This is a genomic window from Bacteroides sp. D2 (assembly GCF_025147085.1).
Classification (GTDB): domain Bacteria; phylum Bacteroidota; class Bacteroidia; order Bacteroidales; family Bacteroidaceae; genus Bacteroides.
In genome coordinates, this window is sequence record NZ_CP102261.1 from 6609052 (window position 1) to 6626254 (window position 17203).

The window sequence follows — 17203 nt, forward strand, 5'->3', positions numbered from 1 at the left end:
GTTATCCGATGCCAGGCTTTTACTTTTTTATCCGGGTTTATCAAGCTTTCTTGATATAATCAACAATCCACTGTCCTACTTCTTTTGTTCCGTACTTAGCACCGTCAGCCACCTGGATTTCCGGCGTACGTACATTCTCATCCAAAGAAGCATCTACGGCTTTACGAATCAATGCACCCTCTTCTTTAAGGTCGAAATACTCGAACAACATAGCTACAGAAAGAATCTGTGCCAACGGATTAGCAATATTCAATCCCTTAGCCTGCGGCCATGAACCGTGAATAGGTTCAAATACCGGAGTACTTTCACCTGTAGAAGCAGAAGGAAGCAAGCCCATAGAACCACTGATTACAGAACCCTCGTCAGTCAGAATATCACCGAAGGTATTTTCCGTTACCATCACATCGAAGAAAGCAGGTTCCTGAATCATCTTCATTGCAGCATTATCCACAAACATATAATCAGTTGTCACTTCCGGATAGTTCGGAGCCATTTCCTGTGCAATCTGACGCCACAGACGGGAAGAAGCCAACACATTTGCCTTATCTACCACAGTCAGATGTTTTCTGCGCTTCATCGCATATTCGAAAGCCACCTTCAAAATACGTTCGATTTCCGGACGAGTATAATAGTTTGTATCATACGCCTTATCATTATCCTGATACTTTTCACCGAAATACATACCTCCGGTCAGCTCACGGATACAGATAAAATCGGCATTCTCTACCAACTCCGCACGCAACGGAGATTTGTGGATCAGGCATTTGAATGTCTGTACCGGACGGATATTAGCGAAAAGACCCAGTTTCTTACGCATAGCCAGCAAGCCTTGTTCCGGACGTACCTTGGCAGTAGGATCATTGTCAAATTTCGGATCACCTACGGCAGAGAACAAAACAGCATCCGCCTCTTTACAAACCTGATAAGTTGCTTCCGGAAACGGATCGCCTACTTTATCAATCGCATCAGCTCCACAGATTGCATATTCGTAACTTACTTTGTGACCAAACTTCTCGCAAACGGCACTCATCACATCTACACCTTGCACAGAGATCTCCGGTCCGATGCCGTCGCCTGCTAATACAGCAATTTTAAAATCCATAATCGTTTATTCTTCTATTTATATATTCTTATAAAAAACATTCTTCGGGCAAGTTGTTTCTCACTTGCTCTTCTCGTATTCATCTTCGATGAGGTTCAACATCTTCATAGTAGCCTTGATGGCAGCCTCTGTCTGGTCGGCATCGAGTCCGCGGGTACGGAACACCTGCTCATCATAACTCCACGTGATAACTGTCTGCACAAATGCATCTGTACGTCCACCGGGAGGGATGGTTACCGCATAATTGGTCAACATCGGGAATTTACGTCCTAATGTCACCTTATATATTTTACGCAGCGCACGAACAAAAGCATCATACTGACCATCGCCGCCTGAACTCTCTTCGTACTCTTTTCCGTTGATTTCTATCTTCAACGTTGCCATCGGTTTCAACCCATGAGCCAGATTCACAAAATAGCTCTTCAGTTTAACCTTCTCACCCACTGCTCCATGTTTCAACACATCCGAAACAATGTACGGCAAATCTTCCTGTGTAACCAGTTCTTTCTTGTCGCCCAACTCGATGATGCGTTCCGTTACCTTGCGCATAGCATCTTCGTCCAGCTCCAATCCGAGATCTTCGAGGTTCTTACGGATATTTGCTTTACCGCTTGTCTTACCCAATGCATATTCGCGCTTGCGGCCAAAACGTTCGGGAAGCAAATCATTGCAGTAGAGATTATTCTTATTATCCCCGTCGGCATGCACTCCGGCCACTTGCGTAAAGACATTCTCACCTACAATCGGTTTATTGGCAGGTATCACAATTCCCGAATAAGACTCCACTACCCGGCTGACATCATTCAAACGGCTTTCGTCGATATTTGTCACCGCATTGAAATGGTCTTTCAGGATAGCCTGCACACTTGCGAGAGGAGCATTTCCTGCCCGTTCACCCAATCCGTTGATGGTTGTATGCAATCCTTTGACACCGCTTAATACCGCGGCAAGGACATTACTCACAGCCAAATCATAATCATTGTGCGCATGGAAATCGAGATGAGTATTCGGATAACGTTTCTTCATCTTCCGCATATACTCTATCACTTGCAAAGGATTCAAGATACCCAACGTATCAGGCAACATAAAACGCTTGACACTCGTCTCTTTCAATCCATCCATCAACTGAAATACATATTCGGGGGAATCTTTGATACCGTTGCTCCAATCTTCCAGATAAACATTGACGGTTATATCCTGTTCGTCGGCATAATGCACCACACTTATGATATCCGCCAGATGTTCTTCCGGTGTTTTTTTCAGTTGTTGCGTACAATGCTTCAGTGAACCTTTACAAAGAAGATTTATCACACGGCAGCCGGTACGCTGAATCCAATCGACAGAAGTATGCCCGTCGACAAAGCCGAGCACTTCCACTTTATGGAGCAGACTACGACGGGCCGCCCAGTCGCAAATCATCTTCACGGCTTCAAACTCACCGTCCGACACACGCGCCGAAGCAACCTCCACCCGGTCTACCTTTAAATCTTCTAACAGTAAACGGGCGATCATTAGTTTCTCATGAGGCACGAAAGATACTCCGCTGGTTTGTTCACCATCACGGAGCGTTGTGTCCATGATTTCTATTTTCACGCCTTCTTTTCCCATTCTTCTATTTTATCTTTATTGCTCAACAAGAAATCGATATCGTCCAATCCGTTCATCAAACAAAGTTTCTTGTAAGCATTGATTTCGAAATGTTCACTTTTACCTGTCGCCTTGTTGGTGATGGTCTGTTCGGGAAGGTTCACTTCCACTTCCATCTTCGGGTCCGCTTCTATCGAATCAAACAACTCCTGCAGAAACTCCTCGGTAACAACCACCGGCAGCACAAAGTTATTCAACTCATTATTCTTATGAATATCGGCAAAGAAACTGGATACCACCACGCGGAAACCATATCCTGCAATAGCCCAGGCAGCGTGTTCACGGCTGGAACCCGAACCGAAGTTTTTTCCTGCCACCAATATCTGTCCGCTATAAGTAGGATTGTTCAACACAAAATCCTTGTTCAGGGAACCGTCAGCATTATAACGCCAGTCACGAAAAAGATTATCACCAAAGAATTTTTCTTCACGAGTGGTTGCTTTCAGGAAACGTGCCGGAATGATCTGGTCAGTATCTACGTTTTCTAAAGGAAGAGGTACACAAGTACTTGTTATTATATTAAATTTTGTCTTAGCCATCGTCTTATTTACAATTTAATGATTTACGAATTACGGTTAAATTACATCAGCTCTCTCGGATCGGTAATCACACCTGTCACCGCAGCAGCGGCAGCTACCAGCGGACTAGCCAGCAAAGTGCGTGCACCGGGGCCCTGACGTCCTTCGAAATTACGGTTGCTGGTAGATACCGAATACTTTCCGGCAGGAATCTTATCATCGTTCATTGCCAGACAAGCAGAACATCCCGGCTGACGGATAGCAAATCCGGCTTCCGTCAATATCTTGTCGATTCCTTCCTTACGGATCTGTGCGTCTACCATCCATGAACCCGGAACCAGCCATGCAATTACATTCTCCGCTTTCTTACGACCTTTCACGATGGAAGCAAATGCACGGAAATCTTCAATACGACCGTTTGTACAAGCACCAAGGAATACATAATCAATCTTCTTACCCAACAAAGATTCACCCGGTTGGAATCCCATATACTCCATTGATTTCTTGAACGAAACCTGTGCAGCTTCACTCATTCCTTCCATAGTAGGAATATGCTGTGTGATTCCCATACCCATACCCGGATTCGTTCCGTAGGTAATCATCGGTTCAATATCAGCCGCTTCGAAACGGACTTCTTTATCAAACACGGCATCATCATCACTCTTCAATGTCTTCCAATAAGCCAAAGCCTTGTCCCATGCTTCGCCTTGCGGAGCACTTTCACGTCCTTTGATATATTCAAAAGTCACTTCATCTGGAGCAACCATACCACCACGCGCACCCATTTCAATAGAAAGGTTGCAAAGGGTAAGACGTCCCTCCATTGTCAGATTGCGGATAGCCGAACCTGCATATTCCACGAAGTAACCCGTAGCACCACTGGTAGTCATCTTAGACATCATATACAGAGCCACATCCTTTGCAGTCACCCCTTTACCCAGTTCACCGTCTACAGTGATACGCATTGTTTTCGGTCTCGACTGGAGAATACATTGTGAAGCCAGCACCATTTCCACCTCGCTCGTTCCGATACCGAAAGCAATCGCTCCCATTGCACCGTGAGTAGAAGTGTGAGAGTCACCGCAAACAATCGTCATTCCTGGCAAGGTCAAACCACGTTCGGGACCTACCACATGAATAATACCATTCTTCGGATGCATCATGCCGTAGTGTGTCAGACCAAAATCCTTCGCATTCTGCGTCAGCGTGTCCACCTGCGTTTTAGAAATCGGATCTTCAATCTCCTTATCCTGATCGTGTGTCGGTGTATTATGGTCGGGCATACAAAATACCTTTTCGGGACGCAATACTCCGATTCCACGTTCACGCAATCCCGCAAAAGCCTGCGGACTAGTCACTTCGTGACAATATAACCGATCAATATAAAGCTGTGTAGGGCCATCTTCCACAGTAGTCACCACGTGGGCATCCCATATCTTATCAAATAATGTATTCATCTGTTTATTTACTATTTTACTAATTACTATTTACTCTTTCAATCAATCTCTGTAATACCAAACCGACTGTCAATCTCTTTTTTACGATTTGAATTTGTTAATACAGTCGATGTAGGCTTCTACCGAAGCAGCAATAATATCTGTATTGGCACCAAAACCATAATAAATCTGGTTATCGTATTCTACCTGCATGTGCACTTTACCTACATCATCACTTCCCTTACTGATAGCCTGAATAGTAAACTCTTTCAGAGTCATGTGGCGTTCTACAATCTTTTTCAATGCTTTGATGGCAGCATCTACCGGACCATTACCACTGGCACAAGCTTCAAACTTCTCACCGGCAATATTCAATCCCAAACTAGCTACCGAACGAACACCGACACCACTCGTCACCTGCAAGTAATCCAGTTTGATACGATGGTTCTGGCTACGGTCTGCACCTGCCAATACTAAAATATCATCATCATTAATATCTTTCTTCTTATCAGCCAACTTCAGGAACTCATCATATACCTTATCCAGTTTTTCCTGATCCAGATTCACTCCCAATATAGAAAGACGATTTTTCAATGCAGCACGTCCGCTGCGGGCAGTCAATACGATAGAGTTATCATCAATACCCACATCATGCGGATCGATAATCTCATACGTCTGTACATTTTTCAATACGCCATCCTGATGGATACCTGAAGAGTGTGCGAAAGCGTTACGTCCAACGATTGCTTTATTGGGTTGTACCGGCATATTCATCAGGCTGGATACCATACGGCTGGTCGGATAAATCTTCTGCGTATTGATATTGGTTTGAATATCTATTTCGTGATGGCTCTTAATAATCATGGCGATTTCTTCGAGAGCAGTATTTCCTGCACGTTCGCCAATACCGTTGATGGTAACTTCCACCTGACGCGCACCGTTCAAAACACCGGCTATCGTATTGGCAGTAGCCATACCCAAGTCATTATGACAGTGAGTAGAAAGTATGGCATTATCAATGCCGTCTACATGGTCAACCAGGTATTTTATCTTGGCGCCATATTCTGAAGGCAAGCAGTAACCTGTTGTATCAGGGATATTCACTACGGTAGCTCCCGCTTTGATAACAGCTTCTACCACACGTGCCAGATATTCGTTATCCGTACGGCCTGCGTCTTCTGCATAAAATTCCACATCGTCTACAAAACGGCGGGCATATTTCACAGCAGCTACTGCACGTTCAATAATCTCTTCACGATTCGAATTGAATTTATATTTAATGTGCGAATCAGAAGTACCGATACCGGTGTGAATACGTTTATGTTTAGCAAATTTCAGTGCATCTACGGCTACATCAATATCTTTTTGAACTGCGCGGGTCAAAGCACAGATAGTAGGCCAAGTCACCGCTTTTGAAATCTCAATTACTGAATTAAAATCCCCCGGGCTCGAAATGGGGAATCCGGCTTCAATCACGTCTACTCCCAACGCTTCCAATGCCTTTGCTACCTGAATCTTTTCTACTGTATTCAACTGGCATCCCGGAACCTGTTCACCATCTCTAAGAGTGGTATCAAAAATAAATAACCTATTGTCCATATTCTTATGTATATTATATAATTATTAGCATTAAAAAAAGCCTTTCACACTTGGAAGTGAGAAAGGCTTTCGTATATTTTCATTTATACACATTTACGCGCAGCACTCACTTCCACTAACCTTTGATAGTAGAATAATAATACCGCATAGTAGAATATGTATAAACATCTGATTCATTTCTTGTCTCTTTTATTAGTTTGACGGTGCAAAGGTATGGATTATTTCTTTACCACCAAATAATACGTTACTTTTTTATCGAAAAAAATATCATTTCATAAGTTAAAGCCGATTATTAGCAAAAATGTATCACGAATAAAGCGATATGTTTATTAAAACAGAAAGAGGGAGTAGAATGTTTGAACCATTCTCTCCCTCTCCTTCTTTATTGTTCTAAATCAATAGATTACTTCTTATCGCAACATTCTTTCTTTTCTGCGCAATCAGCTTTTTTGTCGCAAGCAGTAGCACAAGAGTCCTTAGCCTGGCAGCAAGAATCAGTTTCAACAACAGCTTCCACTGTTTCTACAGTTGTCTCTTCACCTTCAGAAGCAGCGTTAGTAGTTTTGTTACCAGTACAAGACATCATTGCAAAAGAAAATGTTACTGCTACAGCAGCCAAAAATAATTTAGTTTTCATACCTTTTAAATTTGCTTTAAACGTTTAATAAAATAATTGTCGGTCGCAAATATAGCACTTTTTTCGCAAAGTACCAAATGACAGAAAGCCCCTTGATTCATTTTGAATCAAGGGGCTTCTTAAAAACGGCGGCTACCTACTCTCCCACTGTTACGCAGTACCATCGGCGTGACGAGGCTTAACTTCTCTGTTCGGAATGGGAAGAGGTGGAACCCTCGTGCTATAACCACCTGAATAAGGTTATGACATGATGAAAAGTAAAAATTCAGTATCTAGCAAGCTAAACGTATATACCCAACCGGTACATGTTCGAAAGAAAGTGAACGGGCAATTAGTAATGCTCGGCTTTGATGTTACCACCTTTACACCTGCATCCTATCAACGTCATCGTCTTTGACGACCCTAAGAAATCTAATCTTGTGGCTGGCTTCGTACTTAGATGCTTTCAGCACTTATCCAATCCCGACTTAGATACCCAGCAATGCACCTGGCGGCACAACTGGTAAACCAGCGGTCAGTCCAACACGGTCCTCTCGTACTAGTGTCAGAGCCACGCAAATTTCATACGCCCACGATAGATAGAGACCGAACTGTCTCACGACGTTCTGAACCCAGCTCGCGTGCCACTTTAATGGGCGAACAGCCCAACCCTTGGGACCTTCTCCAGCCCCAGGATGTGACGAGCCGACATCGAGGTGCCAAACCCCTCCGTCGATATGAGCTCTTGGGAGGGATCAGCCTGTTATCCCCGGAGTACCTTTTATCCTTTGAGCGATGTCCCTTCCATACGGAAACACCGGATCACTATGCTCTAGTTTCCTACCTGATCGACTTGTCTGTCTCCCAGTCAAGCGCCCTTATGCCATTACACTCTACGGACGGTTACCAATCGTCCTGAGGGCACCTTTAGAAGCCTCCGTTACACTTTTGGAGGCGACCACCCCAGTCAAACTACCCACCAAACAGTGTCCTCGTTTCTACGAGTTAGAACTCAAATAATCAAAGGGCCGTATTTCAACAGCGACTCCACAAATACTGGCGTACCTGCTTCAAAGTCTCCGGCCTATCCTACACATCAATTACCCAAATTCAATGTTAAGCTATAGTAAAGGTTCACGGGGTCTTTTCGTCCCATCGCGGGTAATCGGCATCTTCACCGATACTACAATTTCACTGAGCTCACGGTTGAGACAGTGTCCAGATCATTACACCATTCGTGCAGGTCGGAACTTACCCGACAAGGAATTTCGCTACCTTAGGACCGTTATAGTTACGGCCGCCGTTTACTGGGGCTTCAATTCAATGCTTCTCTTGCGATGACATCTCCTCTTAACCTTCCAGCACCGGGCAGGTGTCAGGCTGTATACGTAATCTTTCAATTTGGCACAGCCCTGTGTTTTTGTTAAACAGTTGCCTGGACCTATTCTCTGCGCCCAACTCTCGTTGGGACCCTTTATCCCGAAGTTACAGGGTCAATTTGCCTAGTTCCTTAACCGTGAATCACTCAAGCGCCTTAGTATATTCAACCCGACTACGTGTGTCCGTTTACGGTACGGGTACCTTAAAGATTAAGTTTAGCGGATTTTCTTGGGAGTATGTTTACACGCACTATTACCTTATTCCGAGGAATTTGGTATACTATCAGGTTCGACTCTTATCCTGGATTTGCCTGGGATAATCAACATCTACACCCTTCAACGGACTATTCCGTCAGTCCGCGGCGCTGTCACTCCTCCGTCTCCACGTCACTCTTTAAGGTAGTACAGGAATATTAACCTGTTCTGCCATCGGCCTCACCGTTCGGCTGAGCCTTAGGACCCGACTAACCCTGATCCGATTAGCGTTGATCAGGAAACCTTAGTCTTTCGGCGAGGGGGTTTCTCACCCCCTTTATCGTTACTTATACCTACATTTGCTTTTCCACACGCTCCAGCAAAGCTCACGCTTCACCTTCGACGCAGAGTGGAATGCTCCCCTACCGATCCTTACGGATCCCATAGCTTCGGTAAATTGCTTGATGCCCGATTATTATCCACGCCAAACTCCTCGACTAGTGAGCTGTTACGCACTCTTTAAATGAATGGCTGCTTCCAAGCCAACATCCTAGCTGTCTTAGCAATCTGACTTCGTTAGTTCAACTTAGCAATTATTTGGGGACCTTAGCTGATGGTCTGGATTCTTCTCCTTTAGGACATGGACCTTAGCACCCATGCCCTCACTCCTGGGATCGAACTACTGCGCATTCGGAGTTTATCAAGACTTGATAGGCGGTGAAGCCCTCGCATCTTATCAGTCGCTCTACCTCACAGTAGTAATTCCCAAGGCTGCACCTAAATGCATTTCGGGGAGTACGAGCTATCTCCAAGTTTGATTAGCCTTTCACCCCCACCCTCAGTTCATCCGGAAGCTTTTCAACGCTTATCGGTTCGGTCCTCCAGTTAGTGTTACCTAACCTTCAACCTGACCAAGGGTAGATCACTTGGTTTCGCGTCTACTCCTTCCGACTAATCGCCCTGTTCAGACTCGCTTTCGCTTCGGCTTCATGTCTTAAGACACTTAACCTTGCCGGAAAAAGTAACTCGTAGGTTCATTATGCAAAAGGCACGCCGTCACAACCGAAGTTGCTCCGACCGCTTGTAGGCGCACGGTTTCAGGGACTATTTCACTCTTCTATTCGAAGTGCTTTTCACCTTTCCTTCACAGTACTGGTTCGCTATCGGTCTCTCGGGAGTATTTAGCCTTACCGGATGGTCCCGGCAGATTCACGCAAGATTCCTCGTGTCCCGCGCTACTCAGGATACCACTACGCTTCGTTTAGCTTCGAATACCGGACTATCACCGTCTATGGTCCCATTTTCCAAAGGGTTCTTCTCACTAAAGTTCTTGCGATATCGTGGTCCTACAACCCCAATATTGCCGTAACAACATTGGTTTGGGCTAATCCCCGTTCGCTCGCCACTACTAGGGGAATCATTATTATTTTCTTTTCCTACAGGTACTAAGATGTTTCAGTTCCCTGTGTTAGCCTCTTGCTATGCAAGATGTCATTCCTTCAGAATGACGGGTTGTCCCATTCGGAAATCTTCGGATCAAAGGTTATTTGCACCTTCCCGAAGCTTATCGCAGCTTATCACGTCCTTCATCGCCTCCGAGAGCCAAGGCATCCGCCATGCGCCCTTGCTTACTTTCTTTCAAACGTTTTATTCTTATACTGGTATTGGTATGGGAATTGCTTCCTTCTATCAATATTGCATACTCGAACACGTACGGTTTGATATATACTTTTAGCTCTTACTAAAATTTTACTTTTTGTACATCATGTCAAAGATCGTTTCTCTTTTCAGAGATGGTGGAGAATAACGGATTCGAACCGTTGACCCTCTGCGTGCAAGGCAGATGCTCTAGCCAGCTGAGCTAATCCCCCAAGAGGTTATCAAGAATTGCTGCATTCCGCTGACGCGTCATTCCTTCGTTCTTGAGCTTGGTAGTCCCAGGCAGAGTTGAACTGCCGACCTCTACATTATCAGTGTAGCGCTCTAACCAACTGAGCTATAGGACTAGTTCAACCTTGTCTACCTGTATGTTAGACTCGGCTTCTTTTTTCTCTTGTTTATCTCTATCTATACTTCTATAGATGGTTGATCTATATGTTATAAATAAACAAGTACCAGTAGTACAAAAAACAGAACCTTTAAAGTCTTTAAGTGGCTGTCACGTTTAGGTGACAGTTACGACATCGCTCCAGAAAGGAGGTGTTCCAGCCGCACCTTCCGGTACGGCTACCTTGTTACGACTTAGCCCCAATTACCAGTTTTACCCTAGGACGCTCCTTGCGGTTACGTACTTCAGGTACCCCCGGCTTTCATGGCTTGACGGGCGGTGTGTACAAGGCCCGGGAACGTATTCACCGCGCCATGGCTGATGCGCGATTACTAGCGAATCCAGCTTCACGAAGTCGGGTTGCAGACTTCGATCCGAACTGAGAGAGGTTTTTGGGATTAGCATCACGTCGCCGTGTAGCTGCCTTCTGTACCCCCCATTGTAACACGTGTGTAGCCCCGGACGTAAGGGCCGTGCTGATTTGACGTCATCCCCACCTTCCTCACATCTTACGACGGCAGTCTCTCTAGAGTCCTCAGCATAACCTGTTAGTAACTAAAGATAAGGGTTGCGCTCGTTATGGCACTTAAGCCGACACCTCACGGCACGAGCTGACGACAACCATGCAGCACCTTCACAAATGCCTTGCGGCTATATAGTTTCCTACATATTCATTTGCAATTTAAGCCCGGGTAAGGTTCCTCGCGTATCATCGAATTAAACCACATGTTCCTCCGCTTGTGCGGGCCCCCGTCAATTCCTTTGAGTTTCACCGTTGCCGGCGTACTCCCCAGGTGGAATACTTAATGCTTTCGCTTGGCCGCTTACTGTATATCGCAAACAGCGAGTATTCATCGTTTACTGTGTGGACTACCAGGGTATCTAATCCTGTTTGATACCCACACTTTCGAGCATCAGTGTCAGTAACAGTCTAGTGAGCTGCCTTCGCAATCGGAGTTCTTCGTGATATCTAAGCATTTCACCGCTACACCACGAATTCCGCCCACCTCTACTGTACTCAAGACTGCCAGTTTCAACTGCAATTTTACGGTTGAGCCGCAAACTTTCACAACTGACTTAACAATCCACCTACGCTCCCTTTAAACCCAATAAATCCGGATAACGCTCGGATCCTCCGTATTACCGCGGCTGCTGGCACGGAGTTAGCCGATCCTTATTCATATGGTACATACAAAATTCCACACGTGGAAAACTTTATTCCCATATAAAAGAAGTTTACGACCCATAGAGCCTTCATCCTTCACGCTACTTGGCTGGTTCAGGCCTGCGCCCATTGACCAATATTCCTCACTGCTGCCTCCCGTAGGAGTTTGGACCGTGTCTCAGTTCCAATGTGGGGGACCTTCCTCTCAGAACCCCTATCCATCGTAGTCTTGGTGGGCCGTTACCCCGCCAACAAACTAATGGAACGCATCCCCATCGATAACCGAAATTCTTTAATAAAAATATCATGCGATATTCGTATACTATCCGGTATTAATCTTTCTTTCGAAAGGCTATTCCGGAGTTATCGGTAGGTTGGATACGTGTTACTCACCCGTGCGCCGGTCGCCATCTCTTCTATTGCTAGAAAAATGCTGCCCCTCGACTTGCATGTGTTAAGCCTGTAGCTAGCGTTCATCCTGAGCCAGGATCAAACTCTTCATTGTAAAAGTATTTTTTATCATCCGTTAAGATGACTTTTTGCTCTGTTCAGGACGCCGTAAATTTATTGACCTTATTCAAATACCTATTAGTCTTAACTATATCGCTACTGAATAAGACAAGTATTGACGGTTCTATTTTTTTACTTGTACTACTTGTATTGTTTATCAATATTTCAAAGAACTTGTTGCTTTCGTTTTAAAAGCGGGTGCAAAGGTAAGGGCTTTATTTTTAACCACCAAACTTTTTCGGAAGTTTTTTTTAGTTTTTCTTTTTACTCAATTTCTCTGGCTCTCTATGCGAAAGGGAAAGAATGTATGAAAGAATAACTCTTGCCTATTTTCTTTGCGAATCGGACTGCAAAGATAAGAACTTTATTTATTATAATCCAAACTTTTTCGGAAGTTTTTTGTTCTTTTCTTTAAGTATAATTCCACTTTTTCACTAAGTCAATTTTTCAAGGCTTTCTTCTCTTGGAAAGCGGGTGCAAAAGTACGCCCTTTTCGTATACACTCCAAATATATCAAACTATTTTTTCTAATTATTTTTGAATACATTTGCTAAAGTGCTGATGCATAACGATGTTGTAGAACATATTTTTTATGTATGGGGGAATTGTGTGCGGAAACGACGAGAGGGATACACATTATTATATCACACGCGGGCGCGTAGGTGTCCGGGGATCAGTTTGCGTTAGGGAGCAATTAAAGAATCAGTTCATAAAAATAAGAGGGAAGAAAGATAGATATAAGAGATAGTGGTTTTATAGTGGATTCCATTCCTTAGTTTGATTCATTAATATAATACTTGTATGAGAATGATACGTAGAATCTTCACTTTACTGAAAATGATTTTTCTTTTTCATTTCTCATATTCTCATGATTGACATGGTATTTGTTTGTAAATCAAGCAGATAATACTATGAGAAATAAAACACAAAAGGGCATTTCTCATAGCTGTTCCGTGATTTAGTCCGTAAAATAGAGCATTTCTCATAGGGTTTAAACCATTTCTCATCTTATTCTCATACTCCGTCTATACATTTTACTCATTTCTCATACAGTATAACTGTAGTTTTTCCGGACTTTTGCCGGATTTACGATTACCCCTTTCCTTCTTCGGTTTTATTAAGCAACTTCTTGCTATTTACTGCTTTCCTGTATATTATTCACCTTATACCTTTATGTTTTTCCCTAATCATTGTTATTTCTTCCTACCACTATTCGTATCGTTGCACTCTAGTGAACAGATCGTTGCACTGGAGTGAACGGTTCTATCCACTCTAGTGAACAGACCTTTCCACTCTAGTGGAACGATTCAGATACCGGTAGGAAAACATGAGAATATCTACTCCATACACTTTCATAAACGCTTTATAATATATTATTAATCAATACATAACTGAATATGTAGCATTGAATCTATTACAATTTAGCCTCTTTGCCCTACGAAAGATTATGAGAAATGCCTTAAAAAGCTATGAGAAATACTTTGTTTTGTGGACAAAATGCTGGTAATACTATGAGAAATACCCTTTCTTCTTTTATTTCTCATAGTGTTATATAACTGATTTACAAATTGTTATCACATGTATTATGAGAACATGAGAAATGAAAATGAAAAATCATTTGCAGGAGCTTTGATATAAATACAGGAAACTATCCACACCTATGTTTTTTCGAGAAAATGATAAATCGGTTCAGTTCATATCATAGATTTATTTCGTACCTTTGCCATTCTATTTATATAAAAAGAAAAAATGAGTAAAGAATACACACTCGCAGATTTCACAGATATTTTTGATTACTCCACAGGATGGTTCAGCGACAGTAGCATTTGTAGTCTATTCTATCAGATATTCAAACGATTCCCTTCCATGAAAATGGTAAAATATAAAGTAAACCAGGATTTTCTGAAAGAAATCAAGGAACTTTATCAGCAAGATGACGCGTTCGATATATTCGAGCATGTGTACTGCAATCATTTTGAAAATGAAAAAGAAGAAGAGGAGGAAGAAGAAGATAATACATCTACAAAAGAGTTATACGACTGTATCGTTATCTGCAAAAAGAATTTGATGATCGGCTATTTTGATAATTGCGTAAAGATTGTCTATTCCAATATCGACAAGGAGGAAATCAATCAGATCAATCAGATTTGCGAAAACCACAAGAAGGAAAATGAGAAACTTAACAATCTATTTATAGTAACATACTCTCATAACTACTTCAGCCTGAAACAATCGCAAGTTAATGAACCTGCTATTCAGATTGATCGTCACTATAACGATGATTTTGTTCCCGTAGCTGCCGAGATCGAAAACTTTCTGCTGGAGGACAACAAAAGCGGATTAATCATTTTGCATGGAAAACAGGGTACAGGAAAAACGACTTATATCCGCCACCTTATCAATCTTGGAAAAAAGAGAATGATCTATATGAGTGGAGACCTGGTAGATAAACTTTCGGATCCGAGCTTTATCACTTTCATCCGCCAACAAAAAAATTCTATCTTCATCGTAGAGGATTGCGAAGAACTATTATCAAGCCGCAACGGAGGCAACCGTATGAATGCCGGCTTAGTCAACATACTGAATATTAGTGACGGGCTATTGAGCGATGAATTGTGTATCAAATTTATCTGCACCTTTAATGCTCCATTAAAAGATATCGACGAAGCATTGCTTAGAAAAGGACGTCTGGCTGCCCGGTACGAGTTTAAAGACCTGACTACTGATAAGGTTAATCAACTAATCAAGGAAGAAAGCCTGGATATTCCCGAACAGACACACCCCATGACACTGGCTGAAATCTATAATTACGAAGGAATGGATTTCTCCCAGGGAAGAAAACGGGTAGGATTCTAAAGATATTCTCCGGAATAGAATTGCCAGAGAAAAAACTGGCAATTATTATTGTGAAATACAAGTATATAAATTTTATCTACATCCGGACACGATTCGACATTTTTATACGTTTATTATACGTTAAAAGAGTTGCCCTATTATTGAGCAACTCTTTTAAATATAAAACTTCTTAAGTTCAAACTTAACTTGTGATACCTTATACGGACATATTCTTACTTATAAGTTAACGGAACTTCAAAGATATTCACTCACAAAACCTGCTATTATCCAAAGCTGAAGGGAAAAGCGCTTTCATCAGATAAAGCAATTAATCCATTTTTCCGTTGGATACAAATTTTGTTCTCTCGTGCCAACCAACCGGCGGCCAATGCTGTACTTTCTACGCTTAGGTTTAATCTTCTCGCCAATTCAGGTATTGAAATTTCACCAATTTCTTTCAGGGCATACCAGACCTTTCCGGCATTGTTCCCTACAATTGTTTTATCCATGGCTATTTTTATTAATAATTCGGTTACAATATAATCATTTTAATAATAGTTTATAACAAAACCGGCTTTTTTATTTTAGTTTTTGACATTATTTAAAACAAGAAAATCAATTTCGCAATTAGCGGTTAAAAATTTGGTCATGGTTCACACCATAACACCACTGTAAGGTACATTATATATCAAAATAAATTCTCAAAACAGGTATAGGGCAACCATAGAAAGAAAATAGAAAGTTGACATTTCCGCAATATCGGACAAGTCATTTCGCTTTTTTACCAATACCTTTGCGAAGTGAAATACCAAAATTAGTTATGCAACAGAAAAAAACAACGAAAGAGGAATATCAAAAGTGCGTAAATGTTGTAGTGGAATACATCATCCAACATTTAGGAGAAGATATTGATTTAAAATCTCTGGCCAGAATTTCAAACTTTTCTCCTTTTTACTTTCACCGGATCATGAAAGCTTTTCTCGGTGAACCGATTGGTACGTTTATTGTCCGGACGCGGACAGAAGCTGCCGCACGCCTACTCCGCTACTCGGATATTCCGATTGCTGACATCGCCTACCGGATTGGGTACGCATCCCCTTCTTCATTATCGAAAGTGTTCAAGCAATTTTATGGCATTTCACCTTTAGAATATAGAAACAATAAAAACTTTGTAATTATGAAACCAGCGATTATCAGGCCAGACCTGGAACTAAAAAAAGAGATCAGAAATGTCTCCGAACGGAATGTGATTTATATCCGCCTTACAGGCGACTACAAACTGAATGATTACGGTGGCACTTGGGGCCGTTTATTCCAATTCATCAAAGAACAAAAACTGCCGATGGGAGATTTCAGCCCGCTTTGCATCTACCACGATGATCCGAAAGTGACGCCAGCCGAGAAACTGCGTACAGACGTATGCATGGTAATGCCTGTAAAGGTTGCCCCAAAAAGTGATGTGGGATTCAAGGTTATCCCAGCCGGACGTTATGCTATTTTCCTTTATAAAGGGCCGTATGACAATCTGCAAGCTGTATACGATACGATTTACGGAAAGTATCTACCCGAAATGGAATGTACGATACGTGATGAAGCCAGTGCTGAACGCTATCTGAACAATCCATGTGACACTCCCCCCGAAGAGTTGTTGACGGAGATCTATATTCCGGTAGAATAATCCGGATAAGGGGACGAAGGAACAGCAGTCACTCCAGACAGGCTGTTCCTTCTTCCCTACCTGTTATTTTTCAGCATAGACGCCAATCCTGTTTCCTTCACTATCCGTGAATACGGCAAACCATCCTTTATCGTCTGCCTCAATCTTTGTTTTGGGAATGACAACTTTCCCTCCTTTCAGAAGCACTTTTTCCAACGTTTGTTCAATATCCTCACAGTTGAAATGGATAAGTACGCCATGCGTTGAAGGAAGAAAGTCGAAATTTGAAGCATAAGAAATAGCACCGACAGTTTCACCTTCTTCCGTGAAACAAGCCATTTTCTCTGTTTCACATTCAAAAGTCGGAAGTTGCACCCCCAACACAGTTTCGTAAAAATCGACAGCCCGACGGAAATCGGTAGCAGGAATCTCAAAAAATGCAATTAATTTTTTCATCTCGTTTCTTTTTTATGGTTACTACTAAGCCTTTGCAAAGA

Annotated in this window: 10 protein-coding genes, 2 tRNA genes and 3 rRNA genes; 2 read left to right on the forward strand and 13 right to left on the reverse strand. The window is 42.6% G+C overall.

Annotation, left to right across the window (positions count from 1 at the left end):
* Positions 1–40 precede the first annotated feature (40 nt).
* The 11 genes from leuB to NQ505_RS24995 form a co-directional block, all read right to left on the reverse strand.
* A complete protein-coding gene (gene leuB / locus NQ505_RS24945; protein WP_008651986.1) occupies positions 41–1102 on the reverse strand; it encodes a 3-isopropylmalate dehydrogenase in 1062 nt (353 codons plus the stop codon).
* A 60-nt stretch (positions 1103–1162) separates the two neighbouring features.
* Positions 1163–2710: an alpha-isopropylmalate synthase regulatory domain-containing protein gene (locus NQ505_RS24950; protein ID WP_004301119.1), complete on the reverse strand. Its 1548-nt coding sequence runs from the start codon at positions 2708–2710 to the stop codon at positions 1163–1165.
* Entirely contained in the window at positions 2692–3288 is a 597-nt protein-coding gene (gene leuD, locus NQ505_RS24955; protein ID WP_004307192.1) for a 3-isopropylmalate dehydratase small subunit, read from the reverse strand. The genes NQ505_RS24950 and leuD overlap by 19 nt, the downstream gene beginning before the upstream one ends.
* 41 nt (positions 3289–3329) lie before the next feature.
* On the reverse strand, positions 3330–4724 hold the full coding sequence (gene leuC, locus NQ505_RS24960) for a 3-isopropylmalate dehydratase large subunit (RefSeq protein ID WP_004301124.1): 1395 nt from the start codon (positions 4722–4724) through the stop codon (positions 3330–3332).
* A gap of 81 nt (positions 4725–4805) precedes the next feature.
* On the reverse strand, positions 4806–6302 hold the full coding sequence (locus tag NQ505_RS24965) for a 2-isopropylmalate synthase (protein WP_004301125.1): 1497 nt from the start codon (positions 6300–6302) through the stop codon (positions 4806–4808).
* A 403-nt stretch (positions 6303–6705) separates the two neighbouring features.
* Positions 6706–6939, reverse strand: coding sequence for a hypothetical protein (locus NQ505_RS24970; RefSeq protein WP_004307193.1), 234 nt, complete (start codon positions 6937–6939; stop codon positions 6706–6708).
* Positions 6940–7062: 123 nt separating this feature from the next.
* Positions 7063–7173 (reverse strand): 5S ribosomal RNA (gene rrf, locus NQ505_RS24975).
* A 77-nt stretch (positions 7174–7250) separates the two neighbouring features.
* A 23S ribosomal RNA gene (locus NQ505_RS24980) occupies positions 7251–10130 on the reverse strand.
* A 156-nt stretch (positions 10131–10286) separates the two neighbouring features.
* Positions 10287–10363: transfer RNA gene (locus tag NQ505_RS24985), tRNA-Ala, on the reverse strand.
* A gap of 58 nt (positions 10364–10421) precedes the next feature.
* A tRNA-Ile gene (locus NQ505_RS24990) sits at positions 10422–10498 on the reverse strand.
* Between the two features lie 186 nt (positions 10499–10684).
* Positions 10685–12209 (reverse strand): 16S ribosomal RNA (locus tag NQ505_RS24995).
* Together the 16S, 23S and 5S rRNA genes with 2 tRNA genes alongside form the textbook arrangement of a ribosomal RNA operon.
* 1754 nt (positions 12210–13963) lie before the next feature.
* Between NQ505_RS24995 and NQ505_RS25000 the strand changes: the two genes are divergently transcribed.
* The gene (locus NQ505_RS25000) at positions 13964–15070 is read left to right on the forward strand and encodes an AAA family ATPase (protein WP_004306902.1); all 1107 of its coding nucleotides are present in this window, start codon (positions 13964–13966) and stop codon (positions 15068–15070) included.
* A 263-nt stretch (positions 15071–15333) separates the two neighbouring features.
* Here the strand turns inward: NQ505_RS25000 and NQ505_RS25005 are convergent, their stop codons facing one another.
* The gene (locus NQ505_RS25005; RefSeq protein WP_004296847.1) at positions 15334–15558 is read right to left on the reverse strand and encodes a winged helix-turn-helix domain-containing protein; all 225 of its coding nucleotides are present in this window, start codon (positions 15556–15558) and stop codon (positions 15334–15336) included.
* Between the two features lie 311 nt (positions 15559–15869).
* Between NQ505_RS25005 and NQ505_RS25010 the strand changes: the two genes are divergently transcribed.
* On the forward strand, positions 15870–16727 hold the full coding sequence (locus tag NQ505_RS25010; protein ID WP_004296845.1) for a GyrI-like domain-containing protein: 858 nt from the start codon (positions 15870–15872) through the stop codon (positions 16725–16727).
* Positions 16728–16790: 63 nt separating this feature from the next.
* On the opposite strand, the gene NQ505_RS25015 is transcribed toward NQ505_RS25010, so the two are convergent.
* Positions 16791–17162, reverse strand: a complete 372-nt coding sequence (locus NQ505_RS25015) for a VOC family protein (protein ID WP_004296844.1) — start codon at positions 17160–17162, stop codon at positions 16791–16793.
* Positions 17163–17203: the final 41 nt, after the last annotated feature.

What these genes read in the sequence shown, in the direction of transcription:
- NQ505_RS24970 (WP_004307193.1), bottom strand. Translation starts at nt 6,939, where the DNA reads ATGAAAACTAAATTATTTTTGGCTGCTGTAGCAGTAACATTTTCTTTT.
- leuB (WP_008651986.1), bottom strand. Translation starts at nt 1,102, where the DNA reads ATGGATTTTAAAATTGCTGTATTAGCAGGCGACGGCATCGGACCGGAG.
- NQ505_RS25015 (WP_004296844.1), bottom strand. Translation starts at nt 17,162, where the DNA reads ATGAAAAAATTAATTGCATTTTTTGAGATTCCTGCTACCGATTTCCGT.
- NQ505_RS25010 (WP_004296845.1), top strand. Translation starts at nt 15,870, where the DNA reads ATGCAACAGAAAAAAACAACGAAAGAGGAATATCAAAAGTGCGTAAAT.
- leuC (WP_004301124.1), bottom strand. Translation starts at nt 4,724, where the DNA reads ATGAATACATTATTTGATAAGATATGGGATGCCCACGTGGTGACTACT.
- leuD (WP_004307192.1), bottom strand. Translation starts at nt 3,288, where the DNA reads ATGGCTAAGACAAAATTTAATATAATAACAAGTACTTGTGTACCTCTT.
- NQ505_RS25005 (WP_004296847.1), bottom strand. Translation starts at nt 15,558, where the DNA reads ATGGATAAAACAATTGTAGGGAACAATGCCGGAAAGGTCTGGTATGCC.
- NQ505_RS25000 (WP_004306902.1), top strand. Translation starts at nt 13,964, where the DNA reads ATGAGTAAAGAATACACACTCGCAGATTTCACAGATATTTTTGATTAC.
- NQ505_RS24950 (WP_004301119.1), bottom strand. Translation starts at nt 2,710, where the DNA reads ATGGGAAAAGAAGGCGTGAAAATAGAAATCATGGACACAACGCTCCGT.
- NQ505_RS24965 (WP_004301125.1), bottom strand. Translation starts at nt 6,302, where the DNA reads ATGGACAATAGGTTATTTATTTTTGATACCACTCTTAGAGATGGTGAA.